Here is a 25,440-nt window from a genome sequence, read left to right as displayed (position 1 = left end):
GCCTGCGAGTCTGGCACGGCCCAGCCAGTTTGGCTACTTCCGAGTAACCAACCGTTACCGGCCGATGATCCGGGCGATGATCGAGCCCACGACCAGCCAGAACACCGCTGCCAGGCCGTAGTTGAGGATCACGTCGAGGTTGTAGTTCCCTGTGCCGAACAGGCCGGGGAAGAACAGTGCGAGCGGCTCCGCGAGTGACTGGATGAACGTGTAGAACGCGTTCGCGGTGTTCGCGCCAAGCACGATCAACAAGATGTAGACGGCCTCGATCAGCGCGAAGATCGCCGTGACCCCGAACACGATCCGAGCCGCCGTCCCCCGCCCGCTCGACACATGCCATCTGCGAGTAGTCATATCTGGGGATTGACCTCGGCAACCACGGGGAAACCCGGCCGTTCGGAGTAACCGGTTCGTCCAGGATGTGGGACGCCTGGTTTTCGCCGACCGGGGTCGGCTCGCTAGTGTGGGACTCGTGGCTCGATCCCTCCTGCTTCGCTGCCGCGACGGGGCCTGATTCTCGACCGGCTCCCCGCCGCGGAGCTCAGCGTTGCCGCCGGTTGTCCGCTAATGAAGCTGGAGACCCTTTCGATGACCACGAATCCCGACTTCCGCACGTCCCGAATCCGCAAGCCCGCGCGTCCCGCGCCTGCCGGGCAGCCGGAGTGGAACGCCCAGCTCGGCTCGTCGATGCCGGTGCACCGGTACCGGCCGTTCGCCGAAGTGGTCGAGGACGTGACGCTGGCCGACCGCACGTGGCCGGACCGCAGGATCACCACGGCGCCGCTGTGGTGCGCCGTGGACCTGCGTGACGGCAACCAGGCGCTGATCGACCCGATGTCGCCCGCCCGCAAGCGGCGGATGTTCGACCTGCTCGTCAAGATGGGCTACAAGGAGATCGAGGTCGGCTTCCCCGCGGCCAGCCAGACCGACTTCGACTTCGTCCGCGAGATCATCACCGAGGGCGCGGTGCCCGACGACGTACGCATCCAGGTGCTGTCGCAGTGCCGTCCCGAGCTGATCGAGCGCACGTTCGAGGCCCTGCAGGGGGCGAGCAAGGCGATCGTCCACATCTACAACTCGACCTCGATCCTGCAGCGGCGCGTGGTGTTCCGCGAGGAGCGCGAGGGCATCAAGAAGATCGCCACCTCGGCCGCGGAAATGGTCGTCGAGCTGGCGGACAAGTACACCGACACGGACTTCCGCTTCCAGTACTCGCCGGAGTCCTACACCGGCACGGAACTGTCGTACGCCGCCGAGGTCTGCAACGCGGTCACCGAGATCTGGCAGCCGACGCCGCAGCGCCCGGTGATCCTGAACCTGCCCGCGACCGTCGAGATGGCCACGCCCAACGTGTACGCGGACTCCATCGAGTGGATGCACCGCAACCTGGAGCGCCGCGACTCGGTGATCCTGTCGCTGCACCCGCACAACGACCGCGGCACGGGTGTGGCCGCCGCCGAGCTGGGCTACCAGGCGGGCGCCGACCGCATCGAGGGCTGCCTGTTCGGCAACGGCGAGCGCACCGGCAACGTCTGCCTGGTCACGCTGGGCATGAACATGTTCAGCCAGGGCATCGACCCGCAGATCGACTTCTCCGACATCGACGAGGTCCGCCGCACGGTCGAGTACTGCAACCAGCTGCCGGTGCCCGAGCGGCACCCCTACGGCGGCGACCTGGTGTTCACCGCGTTCTCCGGCAGCCACCAGGACGCCATCAACAAGGGCTTCGACGCGCTGCGCGACGCCGCCGACAAGGCGGGGACCCCGGTCGAGCAGTTCGAGTGGGAGGTCCCGTACCTGCCGATCGACCCGAAGGACGTCGGCCGCACGTACGAGGCCGTCATCCGGGTGAACTCGCAGTCCGGCAAGGGCGGCGTGGCCTACGTGATGAAGACCGAGCACCAGTTGGAGCTGCCGCGCCGGCTGCAGATCGAGTTCTCCGGCGTGGTGCAGCGGATGACCGACAGCGAGGGCGGCGAGGTCAGCCCGACGGCGATGTGGGACATGTTCTCGGCCGAGTACCTGTCGGCCGAGGCGCCGCTGACGCTGCAGCGGCACCGGCTGGCCGACGACGGCGACGGCCACGACGAGATCTCCGCCCTCGTGCACGTCGAAGGCGACGCGCACGAGGTCACGGGTAACGGCAACGGCCCGATCGCGGCGTTCGTGGACGCGTTGGCGAGCGTGGGTTTCGACGTCCGCGTCCTGGACTACACCGAGCACGCCCTCACGGCAGGCGACGACGCACGCGCCGCCGCCTATGTGGAGTGCGCCGTGGGTGAGCGTGTGCTCTGGGGAGTCGGAGTCGACTCGTCGATCGTGACGGCTTCGTTGCGGGCCGTCGTGTCGGCGGTCAACCGAGCAAACCGGTAGGGCTCAGCGAGTCGGGCTGGTCGGGCATGGTCACCATGCCCGCTATCCCGAGCGCCACCGCGAGCACACCGGCGGCGACACCGATGGCGGCCATCCCGCCATCGGTCGCCCTGCCCTTGCGGGCCCGGACGACGCCGATGATCCCGAACAGCACGGCCAACACCCCGAACACCGTCGCGAGCAGCCCGAACAACACGGTCAGCCCGAATCCGACGCCGACGATGCCCAACGCGAGGGCAGTCGTGGCGAAGCCGTTGCGGAAGATCGGCGTTGCGGCCTCCGGCGGCCGGATCACGGCGCTCATGGGCAACTCCCGTGTGGGCTCGGCGCTTGCCCATAAATCGCCATTATCCACTTTGGTGTTACCGCTGAAACCCCACGTCAACCTATTGGCGTACAACAAAAAACACCCTGTGTACGACTCATCGCACAGCGTTGTGACTTGACCGATTCCGCCGGGTTCTAGCCGTATGTGTAGATCGCGGAGTGATCGACCATGTCCCGGGGTGTCACATCGCCCCACGGCTGCATGGCCTCGTCGATGTCGACGACGTCGGCGGTTCCGGAGACCGGCAGGTAGTTCGCCGAGCCGTGCGCCGCCTGCCAGTCCGACCACAGCTTGTCCACATGGCAGTGGTGCAGCCAGAACACCGGATCATTCGGTGATCCCGCGCCCGCCATGGTGCCGTTCACCCACACGTGCACCCGGTTGTGCAGGTTGACCCCGCGGAAGCCTTCGAGGTTGTTGCGGAAGCTGCCCGACGACGTGCTGTTCCACGGGGCCGTGTCGTACGTCCTGATGGCGAGCACGGTCTGCACGTCGCGGGCCGTCGGCAGGGGCACCCCGCTCGACCCGAAGCTGCGTCGCAGGAACCCCGCCGAGTCGCTGCGGACCGTCAGCGGCCAGTCCGTGCCGGTGAACGGACCGCTGGTCACCCGGCCGTTCTGGGTACGGCTGCCGTCCGGGCCCATGAAGTCCGTCGCCCACAGCGTGGATCTGGTGCCCGCGGTGGTCCAGTCCCAGTAGGGCAGGCTGACCGACGCGTCGACCGCCTGCAGCGCGCGCTCGAACTCGATCAGGTACTTGCGGTGCCACGGCAGGAAAGACGGCGACCGGTGCCCGATCCTGGTGCCGCTGTCGCTGTCGCCGTTGAACCGCTCGATGTGTTGGCGGACAAAGATGTCGTACGTCCCCGCGCCTTTGAGCGACAGAATGGCCTCGACCAGGCGGGCCTTCTCCTCCGCCGTCAGGTTCTGCTGGTTCTTGCGAACCCCCATGGTTCCGTCCCCTTCTCAGTGCGCGTGTGTGACTGGACGCAGGTCGCCGAGCGTGTCCACGGCTCGCTTGGCGGCGTCGCGCAACGACGAGAACGACTCGTAGTGGTTGATCGAGGTGGTGTACGAGCCATCACCGTTGCGCATCACGTGCACGAGGTCGCCGTCGACGAACAGCAGGTCGGCCTTGCCGCGGATGCGGCGGCCGTCGTAGATCTCGTCGAACTCCTGGTCCGCGTTGGCGACCAGCACGTTCCAGCCGAGGGTGACCCCGCCCGCGACGGCGACCGCGCTGGTCATCAAGAGTCTTCGTCTGTTCAGCATGTGCCAGAAGCTAGCCGTGCCGGGCACCGGGACGAATCCGCCGATCGGGAGGAAACCTTTGCCCATAAGAGAAAGCGATGAACAAAATCGCCAGAGATGCTGCTAGTAAGGGCTTTCTGTGCCGCTGGTCATAGTAACGCTCGTTAACCGATGAATCAACGCGGCCTGGTCGGCCGTCCGGTCCCGCCAGCACAACACGACCCGGCTGGCCAACGGATCTCCTTGTGGTGAACGGAAAACAACGCCCTGCCGGGCACGTGTCACCCCGGTGAACAAGCCGACAGCACGGCCCGAACGCACAAGCGGCCAATACACCCCGGGGTCGGCGATCCAATACCGCACGCGCGGCTCGAACCCGGCTCGCCCGCAGGCCGTCCGCAGGCCGCTGTCGCTGAACGGGTTGTCCACCCAGTCGTCGTCGGCGAGGTCAGCGAGGTCGACCGTGTCCTTGTCCGCCAACGGATGCTCCGCCGACATGCCGACCGGGCACGACTCGCGCGCGATCACCTTCCGGTGCACGCCTGCGGGCACGGGCAGTTCGGACCCGGCCGGTTCGGTCAGCACGCAGACGTCCACGGCTTCACCCGCCAGTTGCTGGAGCAGCCACGCGGGCGAATGGTCGACCCGCACCTCGGCCGTCCGCGGCAGTTGCGGGATCAGCGCCACCATCGTGGCGCACGGCTGGCCCGCGACCGTGAGCCTGTCGCTCCCGCAGGCCACGCTGCGGGCCGAGGACACCAACTGGTCCATGTCGGCGGCCAGCGTGCGGGCCTTGACCAGCACCCAGTCACCCAGCGGCGTGGTCCGCACGCCGCTGGCCGACCGGTGGAACAGCGCCCCGCCGAAGTACTTCTCGATCCGCTTGACGTTGCCGCTGACGGCGGGCTGGCTCTGGCCGAGGCGGATGGCCGCCCGGCCGATGCTGCCGCACTCGGCCACCGCGATGATCGTCCTCAAGTGTCCCTGTCCGAGCTCCATAATGCGGAGATCTTCTCGTGACCAGGGCTTTCCGCAACAGTATCTTTGGACCCAGCCCCTCGTGAGTGTTTTCGCCGGTTTGAACCGGACGAAACACTCACGAGGCTTGCGCTGGGAGTTTCACACCACGGTGACGGTTGGTTGCGACCCGGTGTTCTCCGGGAAGTGGCACGCCGCCTGACGGCCGGGCGCCAGCTCCGCCAGCGGCGGCTCCTGGGTCTTGCAGATCTCCTGCGCCTTCCAGCAGCGGGTGTGGAACCGGCAGCCGGACGGCGGGTTGATCGGCGACGGGACGTCACCCTTCAGCCGGATCCGCTCGCGCTTGGACTTGCGCTCGGGGTCCGGCACGGGCACCGCGGACAGCAGCGCGACGGTGTACGGGTGCATCGGCCGCTCGTACAGGCTGGTCCGGTCGGCCAGCTCGACGATCTTGCCGAGGTACATCACCGCGACCCGGTCGGACACGTGCCGCACCACCGACAGGTCGTGCGCGATCATCACGTAGGTCAGGTCGAGCTCGTTCTGCAGGTCCTCGAGCAGGTTCACCACCTGCGCCTGGATCGAGACGTCCAACGCGGACACCGGCTCGTCCGCGATGATCAGCTTCGGCTTCAGCGCGAGCGTGCGGGCGATCCCGATGCGCTGCCGCTGACCGCCGGAGAACTCGTGCGGGTAGCGGTTGTAGTGCTCCGGGTTCAGACCGACCAGTTCGAGCAGCTCCTGCACGGCCTTCTTCACGCCACGCTCGGTCTGCACCTTCTGCAGCTTGAACGGCGCGCCGACGATCGCACCCACGGTGTGCCGCGGGTTCAGCGACGAGTACGGGTCCTGGAAGATCATCTGCACATCCCGGCGCAGCGGGCGCAGGGCCGCCTGCGACATGTGCGTGATGTCCCTGCCCTCGAAGACGACCTTGCCCGCTGTCGGCTCGAGCAACCGGGTCAGCAGCCGTCCCGTCGTGGTCTTGCCACAGCCGGACTCGCCGACCAGCGAGAGCGTCTCGCCCTTCTGCACCGTGAAGTCCAGCCCGTCCACGGCCTGCACGTTGCCCTTGACACGCTGCAGCAGGCCCTTGCGGATCGGGAAGTACTTCTGCAGACCGCTCGCCTCGAGCAGCGTCTCGGTCCTGGTGGGGGTGGAAGTCAGTTCACTCATCAGCTCACAACTTCGGCTTGATCTCGGTGGTCCACAGGTGCTGGCGTTGTTCGCCGGACAGGTGGCACGCGATGTGGTGGCCGGGGCTCACTTCCCTGAACTCCGGGCGCTCGGTCGTGGACAGGTCACCGTTGAGGCCCGCGAAGGCGCAGCGCGGGTTGAACGGGCACCCCTCCGGCACGTTGATCAGGCTGGGCGGCGTGCCCTTGATCGGCAGCAGCCGCTCGCTGCGCTCCCGGTCGAGCCGGGGCATCGAGCCGAGCAGGCCCCAGGTGTACGGGTGCTGCGGCGCCGCGAAGATCTCGCGCGAACTGCCGTACTCCACCGAACGGCCCGCGTACATCACCATGATGTCGTCGGCCAGTTCGGCGACCACGCCGAGGTCGTGGGTGATGATGATGACCGCGGAGTTGAAGTCCTTCTGCAGGTCCACGATCAGGTCGAGGATCTGCGCCTGCACGGTCACGTCGAGCGCGGTGGTCGGCTCGTCCGCGATCAGCAGTTCCGGGTCGCACGACAGCGCCATCGCGATCATCGCGCGCTGCCGCATACCGCCGGAGAACTGGTGAGGGTAGTCGTCGACCCGCTTGTCCGGCTGCGGGATGCCGACGCGGTCGAGCATCTCGACCGCGTGCTTCCTGGCCACCGACTTGGACACGTTGTGGTGCACCCGGTAGGCCTCGATGATCTGGTTGCCCACCGTGTAGTACGGGTGCATCGCCGTCAGCGGGTCCTGGAAGATCATCGCCATCCGCTTGCCGCGCAACGACCGCACCTGCTCCGGCGTCGCCGTGACCAGGTTCTGGCCGTCCAGCACGATCTCGCCGGAGATGTTCGCGGTGCCCCGCTTGTGCAGGCCCATGATCGACAGGCTGGTCACGCTCTTGCCCGAGCCGGACTCGCCCACGATGCCGAGGGTCTTGCCCCGCTGCAGGGAGAACGTCAGCCCGTCGACCGACTTGACGATGCCGTCGTCGGTCGGGAAGTGCACCTTCAGATCGCGAACCTGCAGGAACGCCTCGTTCGGCCGGTCCGACGGGCGGGCCGCGCCGCCTGCCAGCAAGTCCTCTTGGGAATGTTTCACGAGTACTTCACCCTCGGGTCGACGACGGCGTACAACAGGTCAACGACCAGGTTCGCGATGACGATGAAGGTCGCGCCGACCAGCGTCACGCCCAGCACCTTCGGCAGGTCGTTGTTCACGATCGCGTCGATGGCGTACTTGCCGAGACCCGGCAACGAGTACGTGCTCTCGGTCAGCACCGCGCCACCGAGCAGGATGCCGAGGTCGAGGCCGAAGATCGTCAGGATCGGGGTGAGCACGGACCGCAGGCCGTGCTTGACCACCACAGTGCGCTCGTTGAGGCCTTTCGCCCGCGCGGTGCGGATGAAGTCCTCGTTCATCGTCTCCAGCATGGTCGCCCTGGTCAGCCGGGCGTAGCCGGCCGCGTTCAGGAACGCCAGAGTCACCCACGGCAGGATCAGCGCGCCGGCCCACGCCAGCGGGTTCTCGGCGAAGTTGACGTACGTACCACCGGGGACGGCCCAGCCGAGGCCGTAGCTGAAGATCGTCAGCGACAGCAGACCGGTGAAGAAGATGGGCAGTGAGACACCGGCGAGCGCGACACCCATCGCCGCCCGGTCGAAGACCGTGCCGCGGCGCAACGCCGACAGCACACCGGTGGCGACACCGAAGAACAGCCAGATCACCGCGGCACCGACGGCCAATGAGATCGTCACGCCCATCCGGTCGACGAGGTCCGGCCAGACCGGGTTCTGGGTGATGAAGGAATAGCCGAGGCACGGTGCCGGGCAGTGCACGGTCGTCGGACCGGTGCTGTAGTCCGCACCAACGAAGATTGCCGAAACGAACCGCCCGTACTGCGTCAGCAGCGGGTCGGTGAACCCGAGCTTCTCCGCCATCTGGCGGATGGTCTCCGCGTCGGCGGTCTTGCCGACATACCGCGAGGCCATGTCCTCGACGGACGCGCCTGCGATCCGCGGGACCAGGAAGAAGATCGAGAAAGTGACCAGGCTGACGACGAAGAGCAGGATCACCGCTCCGAGCAGCCTGCGGATGATGTAAGCGAGCACCGTACTCGGCCTTGGTGGCCGGGACGCTGGAGAATCTCAAGCGTCCCGGCCACCAGTTGCCTTCACCTACCTTTTATCTGGTCGCTGGTCCAACTCAGCCCGAGACGCCCAGGGCGAGGTAGTCGTACTCCGAGAAACCGTCCGTGATGAACACGTTGGTCAGGTTCTTCGGCCGGTAGTACAGACCCTTGGCGACCACACCGGGCAGTGCGTACGCGCTCTCCATGGCCTTGCGGTCGACTTCGACCCACGCCTTCTGGCGTGCGTTCTCGTCCTTCTCGGTCATGGCCTTGTCGATCGCCTCGTTGACCTTCGGGTCCTTGACGGAGAAGTTGGTGTTACCGGCAGGCTTGATGTTGCGGCTGTCGGTGATCTCCTTGAGGAAGCCGAAGCCGTTCGGCCAGTCGGCGGCCCAGCCGAAGACCATCATGCCCAGGTTGTTGCTCTTGGCGAAGTCCGGCTTGCCCGCGTACAGCTTGGCGTAGTCACCGGTCGGGTAGGCCTTGATGTTCAGCTTGATGCCGACCTTGCCGAGCGACTGCTGCAGCGACTCGGCGGTGGCCTTCTCCTTCGGACGCTCGGCCCGGTAGGAGATGTTGGTCTCGAAGCCGTTCGGCTGGCCGCACTTGGTCAGTGCTTCCTTGGCCTTGTCGAGGTCACCGGCGTTGTCCTTGCTCGGGTACAGGTCGATCTTCTCGGCACCCGGGATGATCGGGGGCAGCAGGCTGGAGGCGACCTCGCCACCGGCGTTGCCACCGTAGGCGCGCTGGTAACCGGTGCGGTCGGCGGCGTACTGGATCGCCTTGCGGCACTCGATGTTGTCCAGCGGAGCGACTTCACCGTTGATGTTGGTGAACCAGAGGCGCGCGGACAGCGGGTTGTCCGAGTTGTTCTTCAGGTTCGGGTCCGCGAGGATCTTCGCCTGCGCCGCGGGCTGGACACCGCTGCCGACCACGTCGACGTCGAGGTCACCGGACATCAACCGGTTGTCGAGGTCGTCAGGGTTGACGTTCACCTGCACCGTGATCTTGTCCGGCAGCGCCTTGCGGTTCGGGTCGGTCGCCGGGTCCCAGTTCTCGTTGCGGACCATCGAGAAGCTCTTGCCCAGCTCGACCTTCTCGAACTTGTACGGCCCGGTCGAGACGACCTTCTCCTTGTACTTCGAACCGGTGTCCTTGGCCTTCGGGACAGGCATGGTCGACGGCATGCCCGCGAAGTAGTCGAAGTCCGCGAACGGCTTCTTCAACTTGAACACGATCGTCTGGTCGTCCGGCGTCTCGATGGCCTTCAGACCGAGGCCGTTCGGGTCGCTGTCCTTGTAGGGCGAGGTGTAGCCCTGCAGGTCGAGGAACTCGTTGAAGTACGTCGGACCGTTGGGGAAGATGTCCTTGTCCAGCGACCGCGAGACGCCGTACTTGACGTCCTTCGAGGTGACGGGGGTGCCGTCGTCGAACTTGACGCCCTTGCGGATCTTGTAGGTCCAGGTCTTGAGGTCCTCGCTCGGCACGCCCTTGGACTCGGCGAGGTCCGGCGTCAGCTTGGCGCCGTCCTGGCCGGGAGCGGAGGCGAACATCATCAGCGAGCGGCCGTAGAGCCGGATGAAGTTCCACGAGTACGCGTAGTACGTGTCACCCGGGTCGAGGGAGTCCCAGTCACCCGCGTTGGCGAACCTCAGCGTGCCGCCCTTCTTGTCAGAAGGGTTGAACGCCTTGCCGATGGCTGCGTTGGGGCCGGTGGCCGACGGGTTGCCGCCACCTTTGTTGTTGTTGTTGTTGCTGCTACCCCCTCCGCCACCACACGCGGAGAGTGCCATGACGGTAGCCGCGCCCGCGGCAACCATCGTGACCAAACGTTGCTTCCTCATCTACAGTTGCACCCCTTTTAGGTTGCTAGCAGCCACCGGTTCGGCGGCTTATCCGATGGCTAACGCGCCCGCGGGTCCAATGCGTCACGCAGTCCGTCGCCGAAGAGGTTGAAGGCCAGCACGGTGATGAAGATGGCCAAACCTGGGAAAACCATGAACCACGCGTCGACCTGGTACCACCTGGAGGCCTCGGACAGCATCGTGCCCCAGGTCGCCGACGGTGGCTGGATGCCGACACCGAGGAACGACAGCGCCGCCTCGAACAGGATGTTCGTCGGGATCAGCAGCGTCGAGTAGACCAGGATCGGGGCGACCAGGTTCGGCAGCAGCTCCTTGAACAGCACGTGCGGCGCCCGCGCGCCGAGGCTGCGGGACGCGTCGACGAACTCGCGCTCACGCAGCGAGAGCGTTTGTGCCCGGATGATCCGGCCGATGTACGGCCAGCTGAAGAACCCGATCACGAAGATCAGCACGAAGATCCGTGACCCGTCGCGGCCGAGGCCGAACGCGCTGTCCGGCACGACACCGACCAGCGCGATGGCGAACAGCAGCAGCGGGAACGCGAGGAACACGTCCATCAGGCGGCTGATCACCGTGTCCACCCAGCCGCGGAAGTACCCGGCGATGACACCCATGATCGTGCCGATCACCACGGACACCAGTGTGGCCGCGAAGCCGATCAGCAGCGAGATCCACGACCCGGCGAAGATCCGGGTGAGCAGGTCGCGGCCGTTGATCGGCTCGAGGCCGAACGGGTGGTCCAGGCTGATCCCGCCGAGCGGACCGGTCGGGATGCCCTGCTCGGGGTCGATCAGCTCCTGGTGGAAGGCGTTCGGGTTGATCACGCCGAACACCCGGTCGAGCAGCAGCGCCACGATGGCGGCGACGACCATCACCGCGATCAGCACGCCGCTGGCCATCGCGACCCGGTCGCGCTTGAGCCGCATCCACGCGATCTGCCCGAGCGACCGGCCCTGGATGGCCTTCTTGCCCATTCCCTTGAGCGCTGCCTCCGGCTGGGCCTCGGACGAGCCGGGGGAGGCTTCGAGTGGCGCGGTCACGAGATCGGAGTGCGGGTCGAACGGTCAACGCCGGTGACACTCAGCGGTCGCCGCGACGCGTCAGAAGCAGCACGCTGCATCGGACGCGCGGATCGCGGGTAAGCCATCACGCACTCCCTAGGAAACCGTCCGGATGTTGTCCGGGTCTCACTGTGTGGTCGCCGAATCTAGTCGGTCAACGGTGCTGTCCGAACCACCGGAGGTCACAATCGGGCCACGTCGTTTCCCAAAAAACACGCATCTACATGCGCACGATTACCTAGGGTGAAATTTTGGGCCCGCGCGAGCCGCCGGATTGTCGACTTCGAACCACCCCGTCTCGAACCGCTGCCAACGCAACAGGTGTGTGCGGTATCTCTCACCATCGCGTGTAACAGAGCGTTCAAGTCGAGCGGCCGCGTCGGCGAATTCAACCCAAACGAGGGTTGAAAGCCGGGCGTGAACAGCCGTGCGCCCAGCGGACACACCTTCGAGAACGAGGACTTCCGGAACTTCGACGGTGATGAGTTCACCGGATGTTGGTATGTCGTGCACCCACTCGGTGCGTTGATAACGACCCGCGCGGCCATGCGCCAATGGCTGCAAAACGCCTTCTTCGAGGCGTGACCACCAGGCGACCGGGTTGTCCCAAGTCGCGAACTCGTCGGTGGATATCAGGGTCGTCGTGCGGGATTCACCGCGCAACCGCTCGACGACCCGGCGGGCCAGCGTGGACTTGCCCGACCCGGACGGGCCGTCGACGGCCAGCAGGCGGACGCCGCCGAGTCGCGGCGGCGCCGCCAGAACAGCTTCGACGACATCGGGGACGACATCGGGGATGTCGTCAGACGGCACGACGTCCCGACAGCGCGCGGGTCAACGTCAGCTCGTCGGCGAACTCGAGGTCGCCACCCATCGGCAGGCCGGACGCCAGCCTGGTCACGGCCAGCCCGGGGAAGTCGCGCAGCAACCGGATCAGGTACGTCGCGGTGGCCTCACCCTCCGTGTTCGGGTCGGTCGCCAGGATCACCTCGGTCACGTCGTGCTCACCGATCCGGCCGAGCAACTGGCGGATCCGCAGTTGGTCCGGACCGATGCCGGACAACGGGTCCAGCGCGCCGCCGAGCACGTGGTAGCGGCCCTTGAACTCACGGGTCCGCTCGATCGCCAGCACGTCCTTGGGCTCCTCGACCACGCACACCTTCTGCGCGTCGCGCCTGGCGTCCCGGCAGATGCGGCACGTCGCCTGCTCGCTGACGTTGCCGCAGATGTCGCAGAACTGCACCCCCTCCTTGACCTTCTGCAGCGCGTCCTGCAGCCGGGCGATGTCGGCGGGCTCCGCGGCCAGCAGGTGGAAGGCGATCCGCTGCGCGCTCTTCGGACCGACGCCCGGCAGCCGGCCGAGTTCGTCGATCAGGTCCTGTACCGGGCCTTCGTACATCAGAGACCAGGCAGTCCGAGCGCGCCGCCGAACCCACCGGCGAGGCCACCCATCTTCTCCTCGGCCAGTTTCTGCGCGTTGCGGTTGGCGTCCCTGACCGCCGCGACGACCAGGTCGGACAGGGTTTCCACGTCGTCGGGGTCGACCGCCTTCGGGTCGATGGCCAGCGCGGTCAGCTCGCCCGCGCCGGAGACCGTCGCGGTCACCAGCCCGCCGCCTGCCGTGCCCGTCACCTCGACGTCCTCGAGCTCCTGCTGCGCGGACGCGAGCTTCTCCTGCATGGCCTGCGCCTGCTGCAGGATGTCCTGAATGTTCGGCATTCCGCCGGGTCCGGGTTGCACCGCCGCTCCCTCGAGTTCGCGTCCTGGTTTGTGTTGTCAAGACTAGTCTCTCGGTGTGACGTCCTCGCCCCGCCGCGCCTGTTTCGCGCTCGCCGCCGCAGTGGCCTTCCTCGCCGCGTGCGGCACGACCGAACCAGGCACGCCCATCGCGGTGCCCCCCGCGCCGACGCCGGTCGAGACGGCCGCGTCGACTCCGTCGGCGACCTCGTCGAGTCAGGCCCCCGCGTCACCTCCGGCTGCGTCGACGCCGCCGACCACGTCGGCCGCCCCGCCGGTGGCGGGCAAGGTCGTCGTCCTCGACCCCGGGCACAACGGTGGGAACTCGTCGAATCCCGCCGAGATCAACAAGAAGGTGCCAGCCGGGCGTGGGCAAACCAAGGCGTGCAACACCACCGGGACATCGACCAACGCCGGGTACACCGAGCACGCGTTCACGTGGGACGTTTCCGTTCGCGTGCGGGAGTTGCTGACCGCCAAGGGAATCAAGGTCGTGATGACCCGTGACGACGACACCGGTGTCGGCCCGTGCGTGGACAGGCGCGCGGCGATCGGCAACCAGTCGGGCGCGGCCGCCGTCGTGTCCATTCACGCCGACGGCTCCACTTCCCCTGGCGCACACGGTTTTCACATCGCCTACTCGGCGCCGCCGCTGAACGCCGCGCAGGGCGAACCGGCGAAGAAGCTCGCCACGGCACTGCGGGATGGCTTGCGCGCAGCGGGTTTCGCGACGTCGACGTACATCGGGACGAACGGCATGTCACCCCGCGCCGACCTGGGTGGACTGAACCTCTCGGAACGCCCGGCGGCACTGGTCGAGTGCGGCAACATGCGCAACGCGGACGAAGCGGCCGTGCTGTCCAGCCCCCAGGGGCGCCAGCGCTACGCCGACGCCATCGCGGCGTCGATCGTGACCTACCTCGGCTGATCCCCGGCCGGATCCACCGACGGTCAGATCTTCTTCGCGCCGAGTTCCTGGGTCAGCAGCTCGATCGCCACTTCCTCCGGGTCGCGTGCCACGATCCGCTCGCCCTCGCCCGGCTTCTGTGACGCCTCGACGAGCATCTCCTCCTCTTCCTCCGCCTCGGTCTTGGGCGGCGGTGGTGGCGGAGCAGGTGGCGGGAGGGGGTCGTCGGGCTCGGGCGGCTCCGGCGGCGGGATGTCGTCGTGGTCCGTGGCCGGACGCGGGGCCTGGCGCTGCGGCGGTGGAGGGGCAGCCGCCTGGCTCGGGCGCGTCGGCTGTGGGCGCGGCTGCGGCGGGGCCTGGGCCGCCTGCGGCGCGGCCGAGGCACTCCCGTGCACGCACGTGATCCGCCACTTGCCGCCGATCACGTTGTTCAACGCCGTACTGATCAGGTCGACGTTGCGAGCCTCGCCCAAGCGCCTGGCCAGCGGTGCGGCGGCGTGCGCGATCACGACCATGTCGCCTTCGATGCTCTGCACAGTCGCGTTGGTGAGCATGGCCTCGGTGCTGCGGCCCCCGGGCTGGCGACGCACTTCCGCGAGCAGTTCCGGCCAGATCCGGCGCAGCGCCGCGGCGTCCATCACACCTGGCTCGGCAGGTGCTGCCGGGGCGGCGGCGGGCGGAGGCGCCTGGTGTACAGGGGCCGCGGCCACCGGCACCGGTTCCGGCTGCCGTTGTGGTTGCTGCACAGGAGCCGCGGCGGGCGTGGGCGCCTGCGTCGGCGCGGGCGCGGCCTGCTGGGCGAGCGCGGGAACGGCGGCAGCGGCGATCGGCGCCACCGACGCGCGCTTCTCCAACTGCTCAAGACGTTGCAGCACAGCGGAATCGAGCGCCGGATCGCTCGGCACCGCCGCGGGCAGCAGCATCCGCGCGCACAGCAGCTCCATCACCAGCCGCGGCGACGTCGCGCCGCGCATCTCGATGAGTCCGGTGTGGACGATTTCGGCGAACCGGGACAACGTCGCCGGGCCGAGCCGGTCGGCCTGCGCGGACATCCGCGACAACTCGTCGTCCGGCACGTTCACCAGACCACGCGCGCCCGAATCCGGCACGGCGCTCAGCAGGACGAGATCACGCAACCGGTCGAGCAGATCGGACGCGAACCTGCGCGGATCGTGCCCTGCGTCGACGAGGCGCTCGATCGTGCCGTACACGGCCGCCGCGTCACCCGTTGCCAGCCCGTCGACCATGTCGTTGATCAACGCGATGTCCGTGACACCCAGCAACGACACCGCGCGCTCGTAGGTGACACCGTCGGCACCGGCACCGGACAACAACTGGTCCATCACCGACTGCGTGTCCCGCGCGGAGCCGCCACCGGCCCGGATCACCAACGGGAAGACCGACGGCTCGACCGCGACGCCCTCGGCGGCGCAGTTGCGCTCAAGCAGCTCGCGCATGATGCCCGGCGGGATCAGCCGGAACGGGTAGTGGTGCGTCCGCGAGCGGATGGTGGTCAGCACCTTGTCCGGCTCGGTGGTCGCGAAGATGAAGATGAGGTGCTCCGGCGGCTCCTCCACGATCTTCAGCAGGGCGTTGAAGCCCTGCGTGGTGACCATGTGGGCCTCGTCGATGATGAAGATGCGGTAGCGCGAGATGGCGGGCGCGAAGAACGCCCGGTCCCGCAGCTCACGGGTGTCGTCGACACCACCGTGGCTCGCCGCGTCCAACTCCACCACGTCGACGCTGCCGGGGCCGTTGGGCGCCAGCGACACGCACGACTCGCACTCACCGCACGGATCAGGGGTCGGCCCCTGCACGCAGTTGAGCGATCTGGCCATGATCCGCGCGCTGGAGGTCTTCCCGCAGCCACGAGGGCCGGAGAAGAGATACGCGTGGTTGACCCGACCAGCCGAGAGCGCGATGCGCAGCGGGTCGGTGACGTGCTCCTGACCGACCACCTCAGCGAAGGTCGCCGGACGGTACTTGCGGTAAAGGGCGAGCGCCACGGCGACGACCCTACCCAAAGGGTCCGACATTCCCAGCGCCAGGACCAACCGGGCCCACCGACCGCCCCGGTGTAAGTCGGCTACACTGATCGTGGATCCCATGCGGCGTCCATCCCGTGAACCTCCCCAGGGCCGGAAGGCAGCAAGGATAAGCGGGCTCTGGCGGGTGCATGGGATCCGCTTACTTCCACCGCCCCCTTCGCCGGGCCGGTTCAGGTTTGGCAACCAATGTGGCCTTTGTTGCGAAAAACGCAACGAAGGCCACATTGGTTGCACCCAACACTCAGGTGAGTGGTTGGCGGTTTGGCAACGTCATGAACCGATCAGCGGTTGCACGCGCTGTGGTCGTCCCGTTACTCATGGATCAAGCCCCTCGTCGAGGGGCTCATTGAGAAGGGAGACACCCATGGCGGTAACCCTGCCCCGCCTGGTGCGCACCTGCCTCGTCGCGTTGGCGACCGCGGCGGCGGCACTGTCGTCCGTGTCCGTGGCATCGGCGGATGTCTCACCCATGATCGTCGGCGGTACCCGGGCCAACATCAACGACCACAAGTACACCGTCTACCTGGCGAGTGGCTCCACCGGCAGCGGGCAGTTCTGCGGTGGCACGCTCGTCAGCGCGACCAAGGTGGTCACGGCTGCGCACTGCACCGTCAACCGCAGCCCGTCCAACACCTACGTCGTGTGGGGTCGTGAGGACAAGCAGAGCACGGCGGGCACTGTCGCCCGGGTGACCAAGATCTGGGTCCACCCGAGCTACACCTCCGCCACCCGCGGTTTCGACGTGTCGGTGCTGACCCTCGGCACCAGCCTGGCCGGTCCGTACCTGCCGCTGGCCACGACGGCCGACACCGCGCTGTACGCGGCGGGCACCCAGGCCACGATCCTCGGCTGGGGCACGACCAGTTCCGGCGGGTCCGCCTCCCGCTACCTGCTCAAGGCCACCGTGCCGCTGACCTCGGACGCGACCTGCCGCAGCGCGTACGGCACCTCGTTCGTGCAGTCGGCCATGGTGTGCGCGGGTCTGGCAGGCGGCGGCGTGGACACGTGCCAGGGCGACTCGGGCGGCCCGCTGATCGCGGGCGGCAAGCTGATCGGTGACACGTCGTGGGGCCGCGGGTGCGCGCTCGCCGGTTACCCGGGCGTGTACGGCCGGATCGCCACCTACCAGACGGCGATCGCCGCTCAGCTGTAGAACGGCTCAGCTCGGGAAAACGGGTTTTCCCCACTCCCCGGTGAACGCGATCTCCGAGAGCGGGAGCCGCTTGCGAGGTGCGAGCTCCCGGTCTCGGAGGTCGTCCGGGATCGAGTCGCGGTCGCCGAGCTTGCCGATCGCGATCACCACCACCGGCCTCGCCTCCGGCGGCAGTTCGAACAGGATCCGCGCGCCTTCCGCGTTGAACCCGCCCATCTGGTGGGCGACCAGGCCTTCCGCGACGGCCTGGAGCACCAGGTTCTCAGTCGCCAGGCCCAGGCCGTACTCCGAGAGCGGCAACCCGCCTTTCTCGTTGACCGTCATCGCGATACCCAGCATCAGCACGGCGGATCGCTGCGCCCATTCCTGGTTGCGTCGGCTGAGTACGTCGAACACGCGCTCGTACGTCGAGTCGCCACGGCGTCCCACGAAATATCGCGCGGGTTGTGAGTTGCCGTAGGACGGCGCCCAGCGCGCGGCCTCCAGCATCGCTCGCAACTGCTCGTCGGTGACCACCGCGTCCGCGTCCAGCCACCGCGGGCTCCACCGGTCCTTGATCAACGGGTGCATCAGATCGCCCAGCTCCACACCGTCAGCGAGTAGGCGCCGAACCAGGACGTGACCACGGCCAGCCCGGCCAGCGTGGCCACGACCGTAGCGGTCCGCCGTTGGGCGAGGCCGATGGCTATCGGGATCAGCAGGACGAACGCGGGCATCAGCAGCCTCGCCTTCGACGCCATCATCCCGTTCGACCCGAGGTCCATCACCAGCACGCCGAGGGCGAACACCATCAGCGGCCACGGCACCTTCATCCGGAACCCGATCACCACGAGGGCGATCGACGCGAGGATCACCAGGATCGTGACGCCTTCGAACACCGACAACTGCCTGGTCAACGCGTCCAGCGCGAACCTCGCGGTGGCCAGGCCCCCGTCGAACTGCGAGTCCCAGCCACGTGCCTGCAGTTCGAAGTACCCGAACAGGTCGCCCGTGCGCACGGCCACCCACCCCAGGTAGCCGAAGAAACCGAGCGGCACCAGCAGGCCACCGAGCCACGGCCGCCACCCGTCGCGCCGTTTGATCACGGCGACCACCATGGCGAGCCCGACCCCGAGGATCAGTGCCGCCGCCGTCGGACGGACCAGTCCGGCGCACGAGCACGCCAGCCCGGCGAGGATCCAGTTGCGTTCGAGCACCCAAACCAGCGACCACGCGGCGAACGCGCAGAACAGCGCCTCCGAGTACGGCATGACCAGCACGACGCTCACCGGCGCCGCCGCGAACAGCGCCACCAGGATCAGCCCGACCTTGGTCGAGCCGCCGGGGACCAGCCTGCCGATCCGGACGAGGGCGTACGCGCAGAAGACCCCGGCCACGATGGTGATCGTGAACGCCGCGAACAGCCGCGCGCTCTGCGTGCCGCCGAGCGGCGCCGCGAGGTAGTTGATCAGCTTCGGGTAGCCGGGGAAGAACGCGAGCGGTGTCTCGGGGCTGCGCTGGCTGAAGGCGTCGACGAGCCGGGCGGGCACGTTGTCGTAACCGCCTGCCGCGATGCCCAGGTACCAGTCCGCGTCCCACGAGGTGAGCGCCTGGCCCATCGGGAAGTGTGTCTGATAACTCATCCACGACAGCACGAGCAGCCCGAACTCGCGGATGCCCAGGTAGATCAGGGCAGGGGCGAGCATGTAGGCGACTCTGCGCACCGTCCAGGGTCTGCGCCGCGGCCGCGGTTCGGTCGGCGCGGTCAGCACCGGCTGCTCGGTCACCTCCGTCGTGGACACGGCAACCAGGCTAAAGCGTGCGGCGCCGAGTGGGCGGCACCACACGAAGAACGAAACCCGATACCAGGCGCGGGTAGGCTCACCCCGACGTGGTCTGAAGCGATTGAGGAGAGGGTTGAGCTGCGTGGCGCTCGTCGTCCAGAAATACGGCGGTTCCTCCGTTGAGAACGCCGACCGGATCAAGCGGGTCGCCGAGCGGATCGTCGCCACGAAGAAGGCGGGCAACGACGTCGTGGTCGCTGTCTCCGCGATGGGGGACACCACGGACGAACTGCTCGACCTGGCTGGCCAGGTCGCGCCGGTGCCGCCCGCCCGCGAGCTGGACATGCTGCTCACGTCCGGTGAGCGGATCTCCATGTCGCTGCTTGCCATGGCCATCCACGCGCACGGTCTCGAGGCCCGGTCGTACACCGGCTCGCAGGCAGGCGTGATCACCACGGCGGCGCACGGCAACGCACGAATCATCGACGTCACCCCGAGCCGGATCCAGGAGGCGCTCGACGACGGCGCCATCGCGATCGTGGCCGGGTTCCAGGGCGTGAGCCAAGGCACCAACGAGATCACCACGCTCGGCCGCGGCGGTACGGACACCACGGCGGTGGCGCTGGCCGCCGCGCTCGGTGCCGACGTCTGCGAGATCTACACCGACGTGGACGGCGTGTTCACCGCCGACCCGCGGATCGTGCCCAACGCCCGGCACCTCGACCGCATCACCTACGAGGAGATGCTGGAGATGGCCGCGAGCGGGGCCAAGGTGCTGATGCTGCGCTGTGTCGAATACGCCCGGCGGTACGGGGTGCCGGTCCGGGTCCGGTCGTCGTTCAACCAGAAGCCCGGCACGGTGGTGACCGGGTCGATCGAGGAGCTCTCCGTGGAACAAGCGATGATCACAGGCGTCGCACACGACCGTTCCGAGGCGAAAGTCACCGTCGTCGGCGTGCCGGACAAGCTCGGCGTCGCGGCCGCGATCTTCCGCGTGATCGCCGACATCGGCACGGACATCGACATGGTCCTGCAGAACGTGTCGTCCACCCACACCGGCCGCACCGACATCACGTTCACGCTGTCCAAGGCCAACGGCCCGACCGCGGTCGCGGCGCTGGAGAAGGTCCGCGCCGAGCTCGGCTTCGAGCAGGTGCTCTACGACGACCACATCGGCAAGGTCTCGCTGGTCGGCGCGGGCATGCGCTCGCACCCCGGCGTCACGGCGACGTTCTGCGAGGCGCTGGCCAAGGCCGGTGTGAACATCGAGATCATCAACACCTCCGAGATCCGGATCTCCGTGCTGATCAGGGACACCGAGCTGGACGCCGCGGTGCGCGCGATCCACGAGGCGTTCGAGCTCGGCGGCGACGAAGAGGCCGTGGTGTACGCGGGGAGTGGTCGCTGATGGCACCGGTTCTCGCGCTCGTCGGAGCCACCGGCGCGGTCGGTGGCGTGATGATCGACATCATGAACAACCGCCCCACCTTCCCGTGGGGCGAGGTCCGGCTGATCGCCTCGGCGCGTTCGGCCGGCAAGAAGATGACCGTGCGCGGCAAGGAGCTGACGGTCGTCGAGATCTCCCCCGAGGCCTTCGACGGCGTCGACGTGGCGATGTTCGACGTGCCGGACGAGATCTCCGCCCAGTGGGCGCCGATCGCCGCCGAGCGCGGCGCGATCGCCGTGGACAACTCCGGTGCCTTCCGGATGGACGCGGACGTGCCGTTGGTCGTGCCCGAGGTGAACCTCGACAAGATCGGCGAGCGGCCGCGCGGGATCATCTCCAACCCGAACTGCACGACGCTGTCGATGATGGCCGCGGTCGGCGCGCTGCACCGGAAGTTCCAGCTCACCGAGCTGGTGGTGGCGAGCTACCAGGCGGCTTCCGGGGCGGGCCAGGGCGGGATCGACCGGCTCTACGCCGAGCTCGAAGCGGTGGCGGGCAAACACGTCGGCGGTCGTGCCGGTGACGTGGCCGAAGCGCTCGAAGCCGCGGGACTGTCGGCCGCGGACTCGCCGTTCCCCGCGCCGTTGGCGTTGAACGTGGTGCCGTGGGCCGGGTCGCTCAAGCAGGACGGCTGGGCCAGCGAGGAGCTCAAGGTCCGCAACGAGGCACGCAAGATCATGGGTATCCCGGACCTGAAGGTGTCCGCGACCTGTGTGCGCGTCCCGGTCGTGACCACGCACTCCCTCGCGGTGCACGCGACGTTCGCCAAACCGGTGACGGTCGCCGAGGCGCACGAGGTGTTCGACGCGCAGCCGTCGATCGTGCTGGTCGACGACCCGGCGAACCTGAAGTTCCCGACCCCGGCGGACGTCGTCGGCGGTGACCCGACCTACGTCGGCCGGGTCCGCCAGGCGCTGGACTTCCCGAACACGCTGGACTTCTTCGTGTGCGGGGACAACCTCCGCAAGGGCGCGGCGCTCAACACCTACGAGATCGCCGAGGCGCTGGTCGGCTGAGCACGGGCCGGTGACCGGCGGATGAGCAACGCCGCGACAGCGGCGACGACCAGTCCGCCGGCACCGGCGCCGACGAAGCCCCAGCCCGGTGATCCGCTGTGGTCCACAACGAACCCGACCACCGGTGAGCCCAGCGCCGCCCCGAAGGTGAACGCCGAGCTCTGCAGCCCCGTCGCTTCCCCGCGCACGACCACCGGGACGAGCTTGCTGACCTGCTCGCCGGTGGCCGCGATGGTCGGGGCGCACATCGCGCTCGCCGGCCCGAGTGCGATCGCGACGACCCACCACGCGGCGCCGTCCACGAACAGCACGGGCAGGGTCAACGCGCCCAGCAGTGCCATCAACACGACTTGCGGCAACGATTTCCGCACGGCGCCGTGCACGAGTCCGCCCATGATCGACGTCGCGCACAGGATGATCGTCGCCGCGCCGGTCCACTGCACCTCGCCGTTTTCACGGAGTGCGGCGACGAGCGCGACTTCTGTGCCCGCCAGCACGAAGACCGCGCCCGCGCCGACCAACAGCACCGCGGCCAGCTTGCCGTTGAGCCATTCCCGCCGTGGCGGTCGTTCGCCGACGACCTCGTCGTCGCCGCGCATCGCCGGGTTGGCGAAGAACAAGGCGACCGCGACGACCGCGAACCCGACGGCGACCACCCGCAGCGCGTCCGACGTGGACACCTGGGTGGCCAGTGCGACGGCGGCGAGCGGGCCGACCATGAAGCTGAGTTCCACCGAGATGGAGTCGAACGAGTAGGCCGTGCGGCGGTGCTCGTCCGGCACCAGCGCCGCGATCGCCTGGCGCCCGATCGACATGGTCGGCACGGCGAACATGCCGCCGAAGAACGCGACGACCAGCAGCACCGGGTAGGACATCATCGGCGCGGTCAGCCAGAACGACGTCTCGCCGATCCCGGTGACCAGCAGCAGGGTGCGCAACCCGTACCGGTCGATGATCCGGCCGGACAGCGTCGCGCCGATCGCGATGCCGACGGTCGCCACACCGCCGACCAGCCCCGCGGCGCCGTAGCCGTGCTCGAGCCCGATGGCCACGTGCAGCGTGAGCGCCAACGACGTCGCGGACGGCGGGATGCGCGCGAAGAACATCAGGACCAGCAACGTGCGAACGCCGGGGATGGCGAACAGGCGTCGGTAGCGCTCCACGAACAGTCAGGGGATCATGTGATTACCCCATCCGGCAACCGGGTTTTCGGTGCCCGCCGCACCTTTCCCGTGAAGTGTCACACGAATGGACGAGGTCTAGACCAGCCCGTTGTGGGTCACCCTGAGGGGATACAGCGACAGACGCTGTTACTTGGACGAGTCGTTCGGCGGACTCGGACCAGATTGAGCGGTGAGGTAGGTAGCGATGTCGACACCGACTACCCCGGACCGGGCCCGGATGCGTGAGCAGTTGCGTTCGACGGGGCTGCGTGTGACCGCGCCGAGGCTGGCGGTGCTCGCCCTGCTGGGTGAACACCCGCACTCCACCGCGGACCAGGTCGCCGGCGGCGTACGCGAGCTGCTGGGGTCCGTGTCCACCCAAGCGGTGTACGACGTGCTGAACGTGTTCACGGCCACGAACCTGGTGCGCCGGATCGAACCGGCCGGATCGCCCGCCCGGTACGAGACGCGCACCGGGGACAACCACCACCACCTCGTTTGCCGCCAGTGCGGCCGTACCGAGGACGTCGACTGCGTGATCGGCCCGGCGCCGTGCCTGACGCCCGATCACACGGCCGGTTACGTCGTCGACGAGGCGGAAGTCGTGTTCTGGGGGCTGTGCCCGGCCTGCGCGAGCGAGTGACCCCACGAACCTCCCACCACGAGGCAGAACGGCCCGGCGAGTGACAACTCGCCGGGCCGTTCGCGTCAACGCCGTGTCCGTGAGGTTCACTCACCCGGGTGACTCACCGGCGTGAGCACGCTGATCGCCTGTCCTCATTGCCAAGCCGGTCCGCAAAGCTCCGGCAGCCTCGTACATCGCCTCCCGAAAACGAGTCCCGACAGTCAGGAAATTGGCGTAACCGTGGATCAGGTCGTCGTGCCGGGACAACACGACCGGCACGCCGGCTTCCCGCAGCAACGCCGCGTACAACTCGCCCTCGTCACGCAGCGGGTCGAACCCGGCCGTCGCGAGGTAGGCCGGTGGCAACCCGGACAGGTCAGGCGCGAGGGCCGGTGAGTACCGCGGGTCGAGCTTGTCCTGTTGAGTCGCCGGGTACTGCTCGCCGACCCAGTCGATGTCCGCCTTGCTCAGGAAGAAGCCTTCGGCGAACAGCTCCTTCGACCGGGTCGCCCGTGTCCCGTCCGTCGTCGGGTAGAGCAGCAGTTGGAACGCGGGCTGCGGGCCGCCTTCCCGCGTTGTCACCAGAGCGACCACAGTCGCGAGGTTGCCGCCCGCGCTGTCGCCGCCCACCGCGATGGACGACGGGTCCGCTCCCAGCTCCCGTGCGTTGGCGTGCGCGTACCGGAACGCCGCGATCGCGTCGTCGACACCGTGGGGGAACCGGTGTTCGGGGGCGAGCCGGTAGTCCACCGACAGCACGCGCACCCTGGCGTACTTGGCCAGGAACCGGCAGACGGTGTCGTGTGACTCGACGCTGCCGAGCACGAACCCGCCGCCGTGGAAGAACACCAGCAGCGGCGAGCCCACGGGCAGGCCAGTTGGCGTGTACAACCGCGCGGGGACTGACCCGACAGCCAGATCCCGTACGTCCATCGGGCCGATCGGCGGTCCGCCGACGAGACCGCTGCTTTCTTCCAAGTTGCGGCGCGCCTTGACAGGGTCGCCGCCGAACAGCGAGGGCATCCCGGCCAACTCGCGGGCGCGCAGCAGCAGCTGGGCGTCCAGTGCCAGCTCCTGTCCGTCGATCCGGATCGGCGGTCCGGCCAGCAACCTGCGGATTCGCGGTGGTAAGCGGTACAGGGTGCGGAGTGCGACGCCCTGCACGGTGATCATCACTGACTTCGACGAGAGCGGCATCACGCTATCTTACTGTCGGTAAGTTCGGTGACGCACTCTAGACCTCAATCGAACTTGAACCCCTATTCTCGAAGGGTGGCCATACATGTGGTAGGTATCGGTGGCTCCTTGCGGGCCAACTCCCAGTCCGAGCGCGCGTTGCGGGTCGCGTTGGCCGGCGCGGAGGACCTGGGCGCCAAAGTCACGATGATCACGGGCGACGACCTGGTGCTCCCGTTCTACGACCCGGCCGTGCCCGAACGCTCCGATGCCGCGCGCAGGCTCGTCGAACACCTCCGCGACGCCGACGGCGTCGTGCTCGTCTCACCCGGCTATCACGGAACCATCTCCGGCCTGATCAAGAACGCACTGGACTACATCGAAGACCTCCGCACCGACGACCGCGTGTACCTCGACGGCCGGGCGGTCGGTTGTGTGGCCACAGCCCAGGGCTGGCAGGCAGCGGTCACCACGCTCACGTCGCTGCGGTCGATCGTGCACTCCCTGCGCGGCTGGCCGACACCGCTCGGCTCCGCGATCAACTCGGCCGAGGTCCGGTTCGACGGGTCGGGCGAGTGCTCCAGCGAGTCGGTCGCCACCACGCTGCGGACGATCGGTCAGCAGGTCGCGGAGTTCGCTCTGGGACGGTGACGATCGAGCAGGGTGCGATCGGAATCACCGTGATCGCCCCGGTTTGAGCCCGGGACGACCCGGGAAGCCTTCACGGTGAGGAGGCGATGAAGCAGTGAGCAAGTCACCGATCACCAGTCCGCTGTCGGAAGCGGACAAGAAGACCACCGGTGCCATTCTGCAGGCGACCCTCGTGGACCTGGTCGACCTGTCCCTGATCGCCAAGCAGGCGCACTGGAACGTGGTCGGCAAGAACTTCCGCAGTGTCCACACGCAACTCGACGAGCTCGTGGCGACGGCGAGGACCTACGTCGACGAGGTGGCCGAGCGAGCCAACGCGATCGGCGTCTCGCCGAACGGCAAGGCGAAGACGGTCGTGGAAAGCTCCGGCATGCCGGACTACCCGGACGGGTGGCTGTCCGACGAGCAGACCGTGGCCGCGATCGTCAAGACGCTCGAAGCGCTGGTCAAGCGACTGCGGGGACGGATCGACGAGACGGACAAGTCCGACCTGGTGACACAGGATCTGTTGATCGCCATCGCGCAGGACGTGGAGCAGGCCCACTGGATGTGGCAGGCCCAGCAGGCCTGACTCCGATTTATGGCCGGTCCCGCGTGCGTGCCTTGCAG

General features: G+C 67.9%; 26 protein-coding genes and 1 other RNA gene. 9 read left to right on the top strand and 18 right to left on the bottom strand.

What is annotated here, in order from left to right:
* Positions 1 to 54: 54 nt before the first annotated feature.
* On the bottom strand, positions 55 to 354 hold the full coding sequence (locus ALI144C_RS29940) for a hypothetical protein (protein ID WP_076990478.1): 300 nt from the start codon (positions 352 to 354) through the stop codon (positions 55 to 57).
* Between the two features lie 234 nt (positions 355 to 588).
* Here ALI144C_RS29940 and leuA point away from each other — a divergent pair, with 234 nt between their 5' ends.
* Positions 589 to 2,373 carry a 2-isopropylmalate synthase gene (gene leuA / locus ALI144C_RS29935; protein WP_076990561.1) on the top strand — a complete coding sequence of 595 codons (1,785 nt, stop codon included), beginning with the start codon at positions 589 to 591 and terminating at the stop codon, positions 2,371 to 2,373.
* Here the strand turns inward: leuA and ALI144C_RS29930 are convergent.
* The 12 genes from ALI144C_RS29930 to ALI144C_RS29875 form a co-directional block, all read right to left on the bottom strand.
* Entirely contained in the window at positions 2,354 to 2,677 is a 324-nt protein-coding gene (locus tag ALI144C_RS29930) for a hypothetical protein (RefSeq protein WP_076990477.1), read from the bottom strand. The two genes, leuA and ALI144C_RS29930, sit on opposite strands and share 20 nt — an antisense overlap.
* 158 nt (positions 2,678 to 2,835) lie before the next feature.
* Complete coding sequence (locus ALI144C_RS29925; protein ID WP_076990476.1) at positions 2,836 to 3,651, bottom strand: tyrosinase family protein; 816 nt, start codon at positions 3,649 to 3,651, stop codon at positions 2,836 to 2,838.
* A gap of 15 nt (positions 3,652 to 3,666) precedes the next feature.
* On the bottom strand, positions 3,667 to 3,972 hold the full coding sequence (locus ALI144C_RS29920) for a tyrosinase family oxidase copper chaperone (protein ID WP_168211375.1): 306 nt from the start codon (positions 3,970 to 3,972) through the stop codon (positions 3,667 to 3,669).
* Positions 3,973 to 4,074: 102 nt separating this feature from the next.
* On the bottom strand, positions 4,075 to 4,929 hold the full coding sequence (locus tag ALI144C_RS29915; RefSeq protein ID WP_168211374.1) for a LysR family transcriptional regulator: 855 nt from the start codon (positions 4,927 to 4,929) through the stop codon (positions 4,075 to 4,077).
* 141 nt (positions 4,930 to 5,070) lie between these two features.
* A complete protein-coding gene (locus ALI144C_RS29910; RefSeq protein WP_076990474.1) occupies positions 5,071 to 6,105 on the bottom strand; it encodes an ABC transporter ATP-binding protein in 1,035 nt (344 codons plus the stop codon).
* Between the two features lie 4 nt (positions 6,106 to 6,109).
* On the bottom strand, positions 6,110 to 7,189 hold the full coding sequence (locus ALI144C_RS29905) for an ABC transporter ATP-binding protein (RefSeq protein ID WP_083753489.1): 1,080 nt from the start codon (positions 7,187 to 7,189) through the stop codon (positions 6,110 to 6,112).
* The gene (locus ALI144C_RS29900) at positions 7,186 to 8,199 is read right to left on the bottom strand and encodes an ABC transporter permease (RefSeq protein ID WP_076990473.1); all 1,014 of its coding nucleotides are present in this window, start codon (positions 8,197 to 8,199) and stop codon (positions 7,186 to 7,188) included. Before ALI144C_RS29900 ends, ALI144C_RS29905 begins: the two co-directional genes overlap by 4 nt.
* Positions 8,200 to 8,293: 94 nt before the next feature.
* Positions 8,294 to 10,063 carry an ABC transporter substrate-binding protein gene (locus tag ALI144C_RS29895; RefSeq protein ID WP_076990472.1) on the bottom strand — a complete coding sequence of 590 codons (1,770 nt, stop codon included), beginning with the start codon at positions 10,061 to 10,063 and terminating at the stop codon, positions 8,294 to 8,296.
* 59 nt (positions 10,064 to 10,122) lie between these two features.
* Positions 10,123 to 11,124 carry an ABC transporter permease gene (locus tag ALI144C_RS29890; RefSeq protein ID WP_076990471.1) on the bottom strand — a complete coding sequence of 334 codons (1,002 nt, stop codon included), beginning with the start codon at positions 11,122 to 11,124 and terminating at the stop codon, positions 10,123 to 10,125.
* A gap of 255 nt (positions 11,125 to 11,379) precedes the next feature.
* Positions 11,380 to 11,958 carry a uridine kinase family protein gene (locus ALI144C_RS29885; protein WP_083753488.1) on the bottom strand — a complete coding sequence of 193 codons (579 nt, stop codon included), beginning with the start codon at positions 11,956 to 11,958 and terminating at the stop codon, positions 11,380 to 11,382.
* Entirely contained in the window at positions 11,948 to 12,544 is a 597-nt protein-coding gene (recR, locus tag ALI144C_RS29880; RefSeq protein ID WP_076990470.1) for a recombination mediator RecR, read from the bottom strand. Before recR ends, ALI144C_RS29885 begins: the two co-directional genes overlap by 11 nt.
* Complete coding sequence (locus tag ALI144C_RS29875; RefSeq protein ID WP_076990469.1) at positions 12,544 to 12,864, bottom strand: YbaB/EbfC family nucleoid-associated protein; 321 nt, start codon at positions 12,862 to 12,864, stop codon at positions 12,544 to 12,546. The genes recR and ALI144C_RS29875 overlap by 1 nt, the downstream gene beginning before the upstream one ends.
* Before the next feature lie 76 nt (positions 12,865 to 12,940).
* Between ALI144C_RS29875 and ALI144C_RS29870 the strand changes: the two genes are divergently transcribed.
* Entirely contained in the window at positions 12,941 to 13,810 is an 870-nt protein-coding gene (locus ALI144C_RS29870) for an N-acetylmuramoyl-L-alanine amidase (protein WP_076990468.1), read from the top strand.
* Between the two features lie 23 nt (positions 13,811 to 13,833).
* Here the strand turns inward: ALI144C_RS29870 and ALI144C_RS29865 are convergent, their stop codons facing one another.
* Complete coding sequence (locus ALI144C_RS29865) at positions 13,834 to 15,795, bottom strand: DNA polymerase III subunit gamma and tau (protein WP_076990557.1); 1,962 nt, start codon at positions 15,793 to 15,795, stop codon at positions 13,834 to 13,836.
* A gap of 89 nt (positions 15,796 to 15,884) precedes the next feature.
* Between ALI144C_RS29865 and ffs the strand changes: the two genes are divergently transcribed.
* Both ffs and ALI144C_RS29855 read left to right on the top strand, forming a co-directional pair.
* An RNA gene (ffs, locus tag ALI144C_RS29860) (signal recognition particle sRNA small type) lies at positions 15,885 to 15,981 on the top strand.
* Positions 15,982 to 16,201: 220 nt separating this feature from the next.
* Positions 16,202 to 16,990, top strand: a complete 789-nt coding sequence (locus tag ALI144C_RS29855) for a S1 family peptidase (protein WP_076990467.1) — start codon at positions 16,202 to 16,204, stop codon at positions 16,988 to 16,990.
* Positions 16,991 to 16,996: 6 nt separating this feature from the next.
* Here ALI144C_RS29855 and ALI144C_RS29850 read toward each other — a convergent pair whose 3' ends face one another.
* Together ALI144C_RS29850 and ALI144C_RS29845 are read right to left on the bottom strand one after the other, a co-directional pair.
* Complete coding sequence (locus ALI144C_RS29850) at positions 16,997 to 17,578, bottom strand: nitroreductase family protein (RefSeq protein ID WP_330359621.1); 582 nt, start codon at positions 17,576 to 17,578, stop codon at positions 16,997 to 16,999.
* Complete coding sequence (locus tag ALI144C_RS29845) at positions 17,560 to 18,771, bottom strand: hypothetical protein (RefSeq protein WP_237774374.1); 1,212 nt, start codon at positions 18,769 to 18,771, stop codon at positions 17,560 to 17,562. Before ALI144C_RS29845 ends, ALI144C_RS29850 begins: the two co-directional genes overlap by 19 nt.
* A 124-nt stretch (positions 18,772 to 18,895) precedes the next feature.
* On the opposite strand from ALI144C_RS29845, the gene ALI144C_RS29840 reads away from it, so the two are divergent.
* Both ALI144C_RS29840 and ALI144C_RS29835 read left to right on the top strand, forming a co-directional pair.
* The gene (locus ALI144C_RS29840; protein WP_076990466.1) at positions 18,896 to 20,161 is read left to right on the top strand and encodes an aspartate kinase; all 1,266 of its coding nucleotides are present in this window, start codon (positions 18,896 to 18,898) and stop codon (positions 20,159 to 20,161) included.
* On the top strand, positions 20,161 to 21,216 hold the full coding sequence (locus ALI144C_RS29835) for an aspartate-semialdehyde dehydrogenase (protein WP_076990465.1): 1,056 nt from the start codon (positions 20,161 to 20,163) through the stop codon (positions 21,214 to 21,216). The genes ALI144C_RS29840 and ALI144C_RS29835 overlap by 1 nt, the downstream gene beginning before the upstream one ends.
* Here the strand turns inward: ALI144C_RS29835 and ALI144C_RS29830 are convergent.
* A complete protein-coding gene (locus tag ALI144C_RS29830) occupies positions 21,186 to 22,379 on the bottom strand; it encodes an MFS transporter (RefSeq protein ID WP_330359620.1) in 1,194 nt (397 codons plus the stop codon). The two genes, ALI144C_RS29835 and ALI144C_RS29830, sit on opposite strands and share 31 nt — an antisense overlap.
* Positions 22,380 to 22,584: 205 nt before the next feature.
* Here ALI144C_RS29830 and ALI144C_RS29825 point away from each other — a divergent pair, with 205 nt between their 5' ends.
* Positions 22,585 to 23,022: a Fur family transcriptional regulator gene (locus ALI144C_RS29825; protein WP_076990463.1), complete on the top strand. Its 438-nt coding sequence runs from the start codon at positions 22,585 to 22,587 to the stop codon at positions 23,020 to 23,022.
* 90 nt (positions 23,023 to 23,112) lie between these two features.
* Here ALI144C_RS29825 and ALI144C_RS29820 read toward each other — a convergent pair whose 3' ends face one another.
* A complete protein-coding gene (locus tag ALI144C_RS29820; protein ID WP_237774373.1) occupies positions 23,113 to 24,201 on the bottom strand; it encodes an alpha/beta hydrolase in 1,089 nt (362 codons plus the stop codon).
* 75 nt (positions 24,202 to 24,276) lie between these two features.
* Between ALI144C_RS29820 and ALI144C_RS29815 the strand changes: the two genes are divergently transcribed.
* On the top strand, positions 24,277 to 24,831 hold the full coding sequence (locus tag ALI144C_RS29815) for an NADPH-dependent FMN reductase (RefSeq protein WP_076990462.1): 555 nt from the start codon (positions 24,277 to 24,279) through the stop codon (positions 24,829 to 24,831).
* Positions 24,832 to 24,925: 94 nt separating this feature from the next.
* On the top strand, positions 24,926 to 25,402 hold the full coding sequence (locus ALI144C_RS29810) for a Dps family protein (RefSeq protein WP_076990461.1): 477 nt from the start codon (positions 24,926 to 24,928) through the stop codon (positions 25,400 to 25,402).
* The last annotated feature ends 38 nt before the right edge of the window (positions 25,403 to 25,440 follow it).

The organism is Actinosynnema sp. ALI-1.44 (assembly GCF_001984155.1).
GTDB lineage: Bacteria > Actinomycetota > Actinomycetes > Mycobacteriales > Pseudonocardiaceae > Kibdelosporangium.
Note: the sequence above shows the minus strand (reverse complement) of the source record. Positions and strands in the feature narration are given on the sequence as shown.

Bases quoted from the DNA above. Each gene is read 5' to 3' on its own strand.
- recR (WP_076990470.1), bottom strand. From the start codon at position 12,544: ATGTACGAAGGCCCGGTACAGGACCTGATCGACGAACTCGGCCGGCTG.
- ALI144C_RS29925 (WP_076990476.1), bottom strand. From the start codon at position 3,651: ATGGGGGTTCGCAAGAACCAGCAGAACCTGACGGCGGAGGAGAAGGCC.
- ALI144C_RS29940 (WP_076990478.1), bottom strand. From the start codon at position 354: ATGACTACTCGCAGATGGCATGTGTCGAGCGGGCGGGGGACGGCGGCT.
- ALI144C_RS29820 (WP_237774373.1), bottom strand. From the start codon at position 24,201: ATGCCGCTCTCGTCGAAGTCAGTGATGATCACCGTGCAGGGCGTCGCA.
- ALI144C_RS29855 (WP_076990467.1), top strand. From the start codon at position 16,202: ATGGCGGTAACCCTGCCCCGCCTGGTGCGCACCTGCCTCGTCGCGTTG.
- ALI144C_RS29835 (WP_076990465.1), top strand. From the start codon at position 20,161: ATGGCACCGGTTCTCGCGCTCGTCGGAGCCACCGGCGCGGTCGGTGGC.
- ALI144C_RS29920 (WP_168211375.1), bottom strand. From the start codon at position 3,972: ATGCTGAACAGACGAAGACTCTTGATGACCAGCGCGGTCGCCGTCGCG.
- ALI144C_RS29895 (WP_076990472.1), bottom strand. From the start codon at position 10,063: ATGAGGAAGCAACGTTTGGTCACGATGGTTGCCGCGGGCGCGGCTACC.
- leuA (WP_076990561.1), top strand. From the start codon at position 589: ATGACCACGAATCCCGACTTCCGCACGTCCCGAATCCGCAAGCCCGCG.
- ALI144C_RS29875 (WP_076990469.1), bottom strand. From the start codon at position 12,864: ATGCCGAACATTCAGGACATCCTGCAGCAGGCGCAGGCCATGCAGGAG.
- ALI144C_RS29930 (WP_076990477.1), bottom strand. From the start codon at position 2,677: ATGAGCGCCGTGATCCGGCCGCCGGAGGCCGCAACGCCGATCTTCCGC.
- ALI144C_RS29825 (WP_076990463.1), top strand. From the start codon at position 22,585: ATGTCGACACCGACTACCCCGGACCGGGCCCGGATGCGTGAGCAGTTG.
- ALI144C_RS29910 (WP_076990474.1), bottom strand. From the start codon at position 6,105: ATGAGTGAACTGACTTCCACCCCCACCAGGACCGAGACGCTGCTCGAG.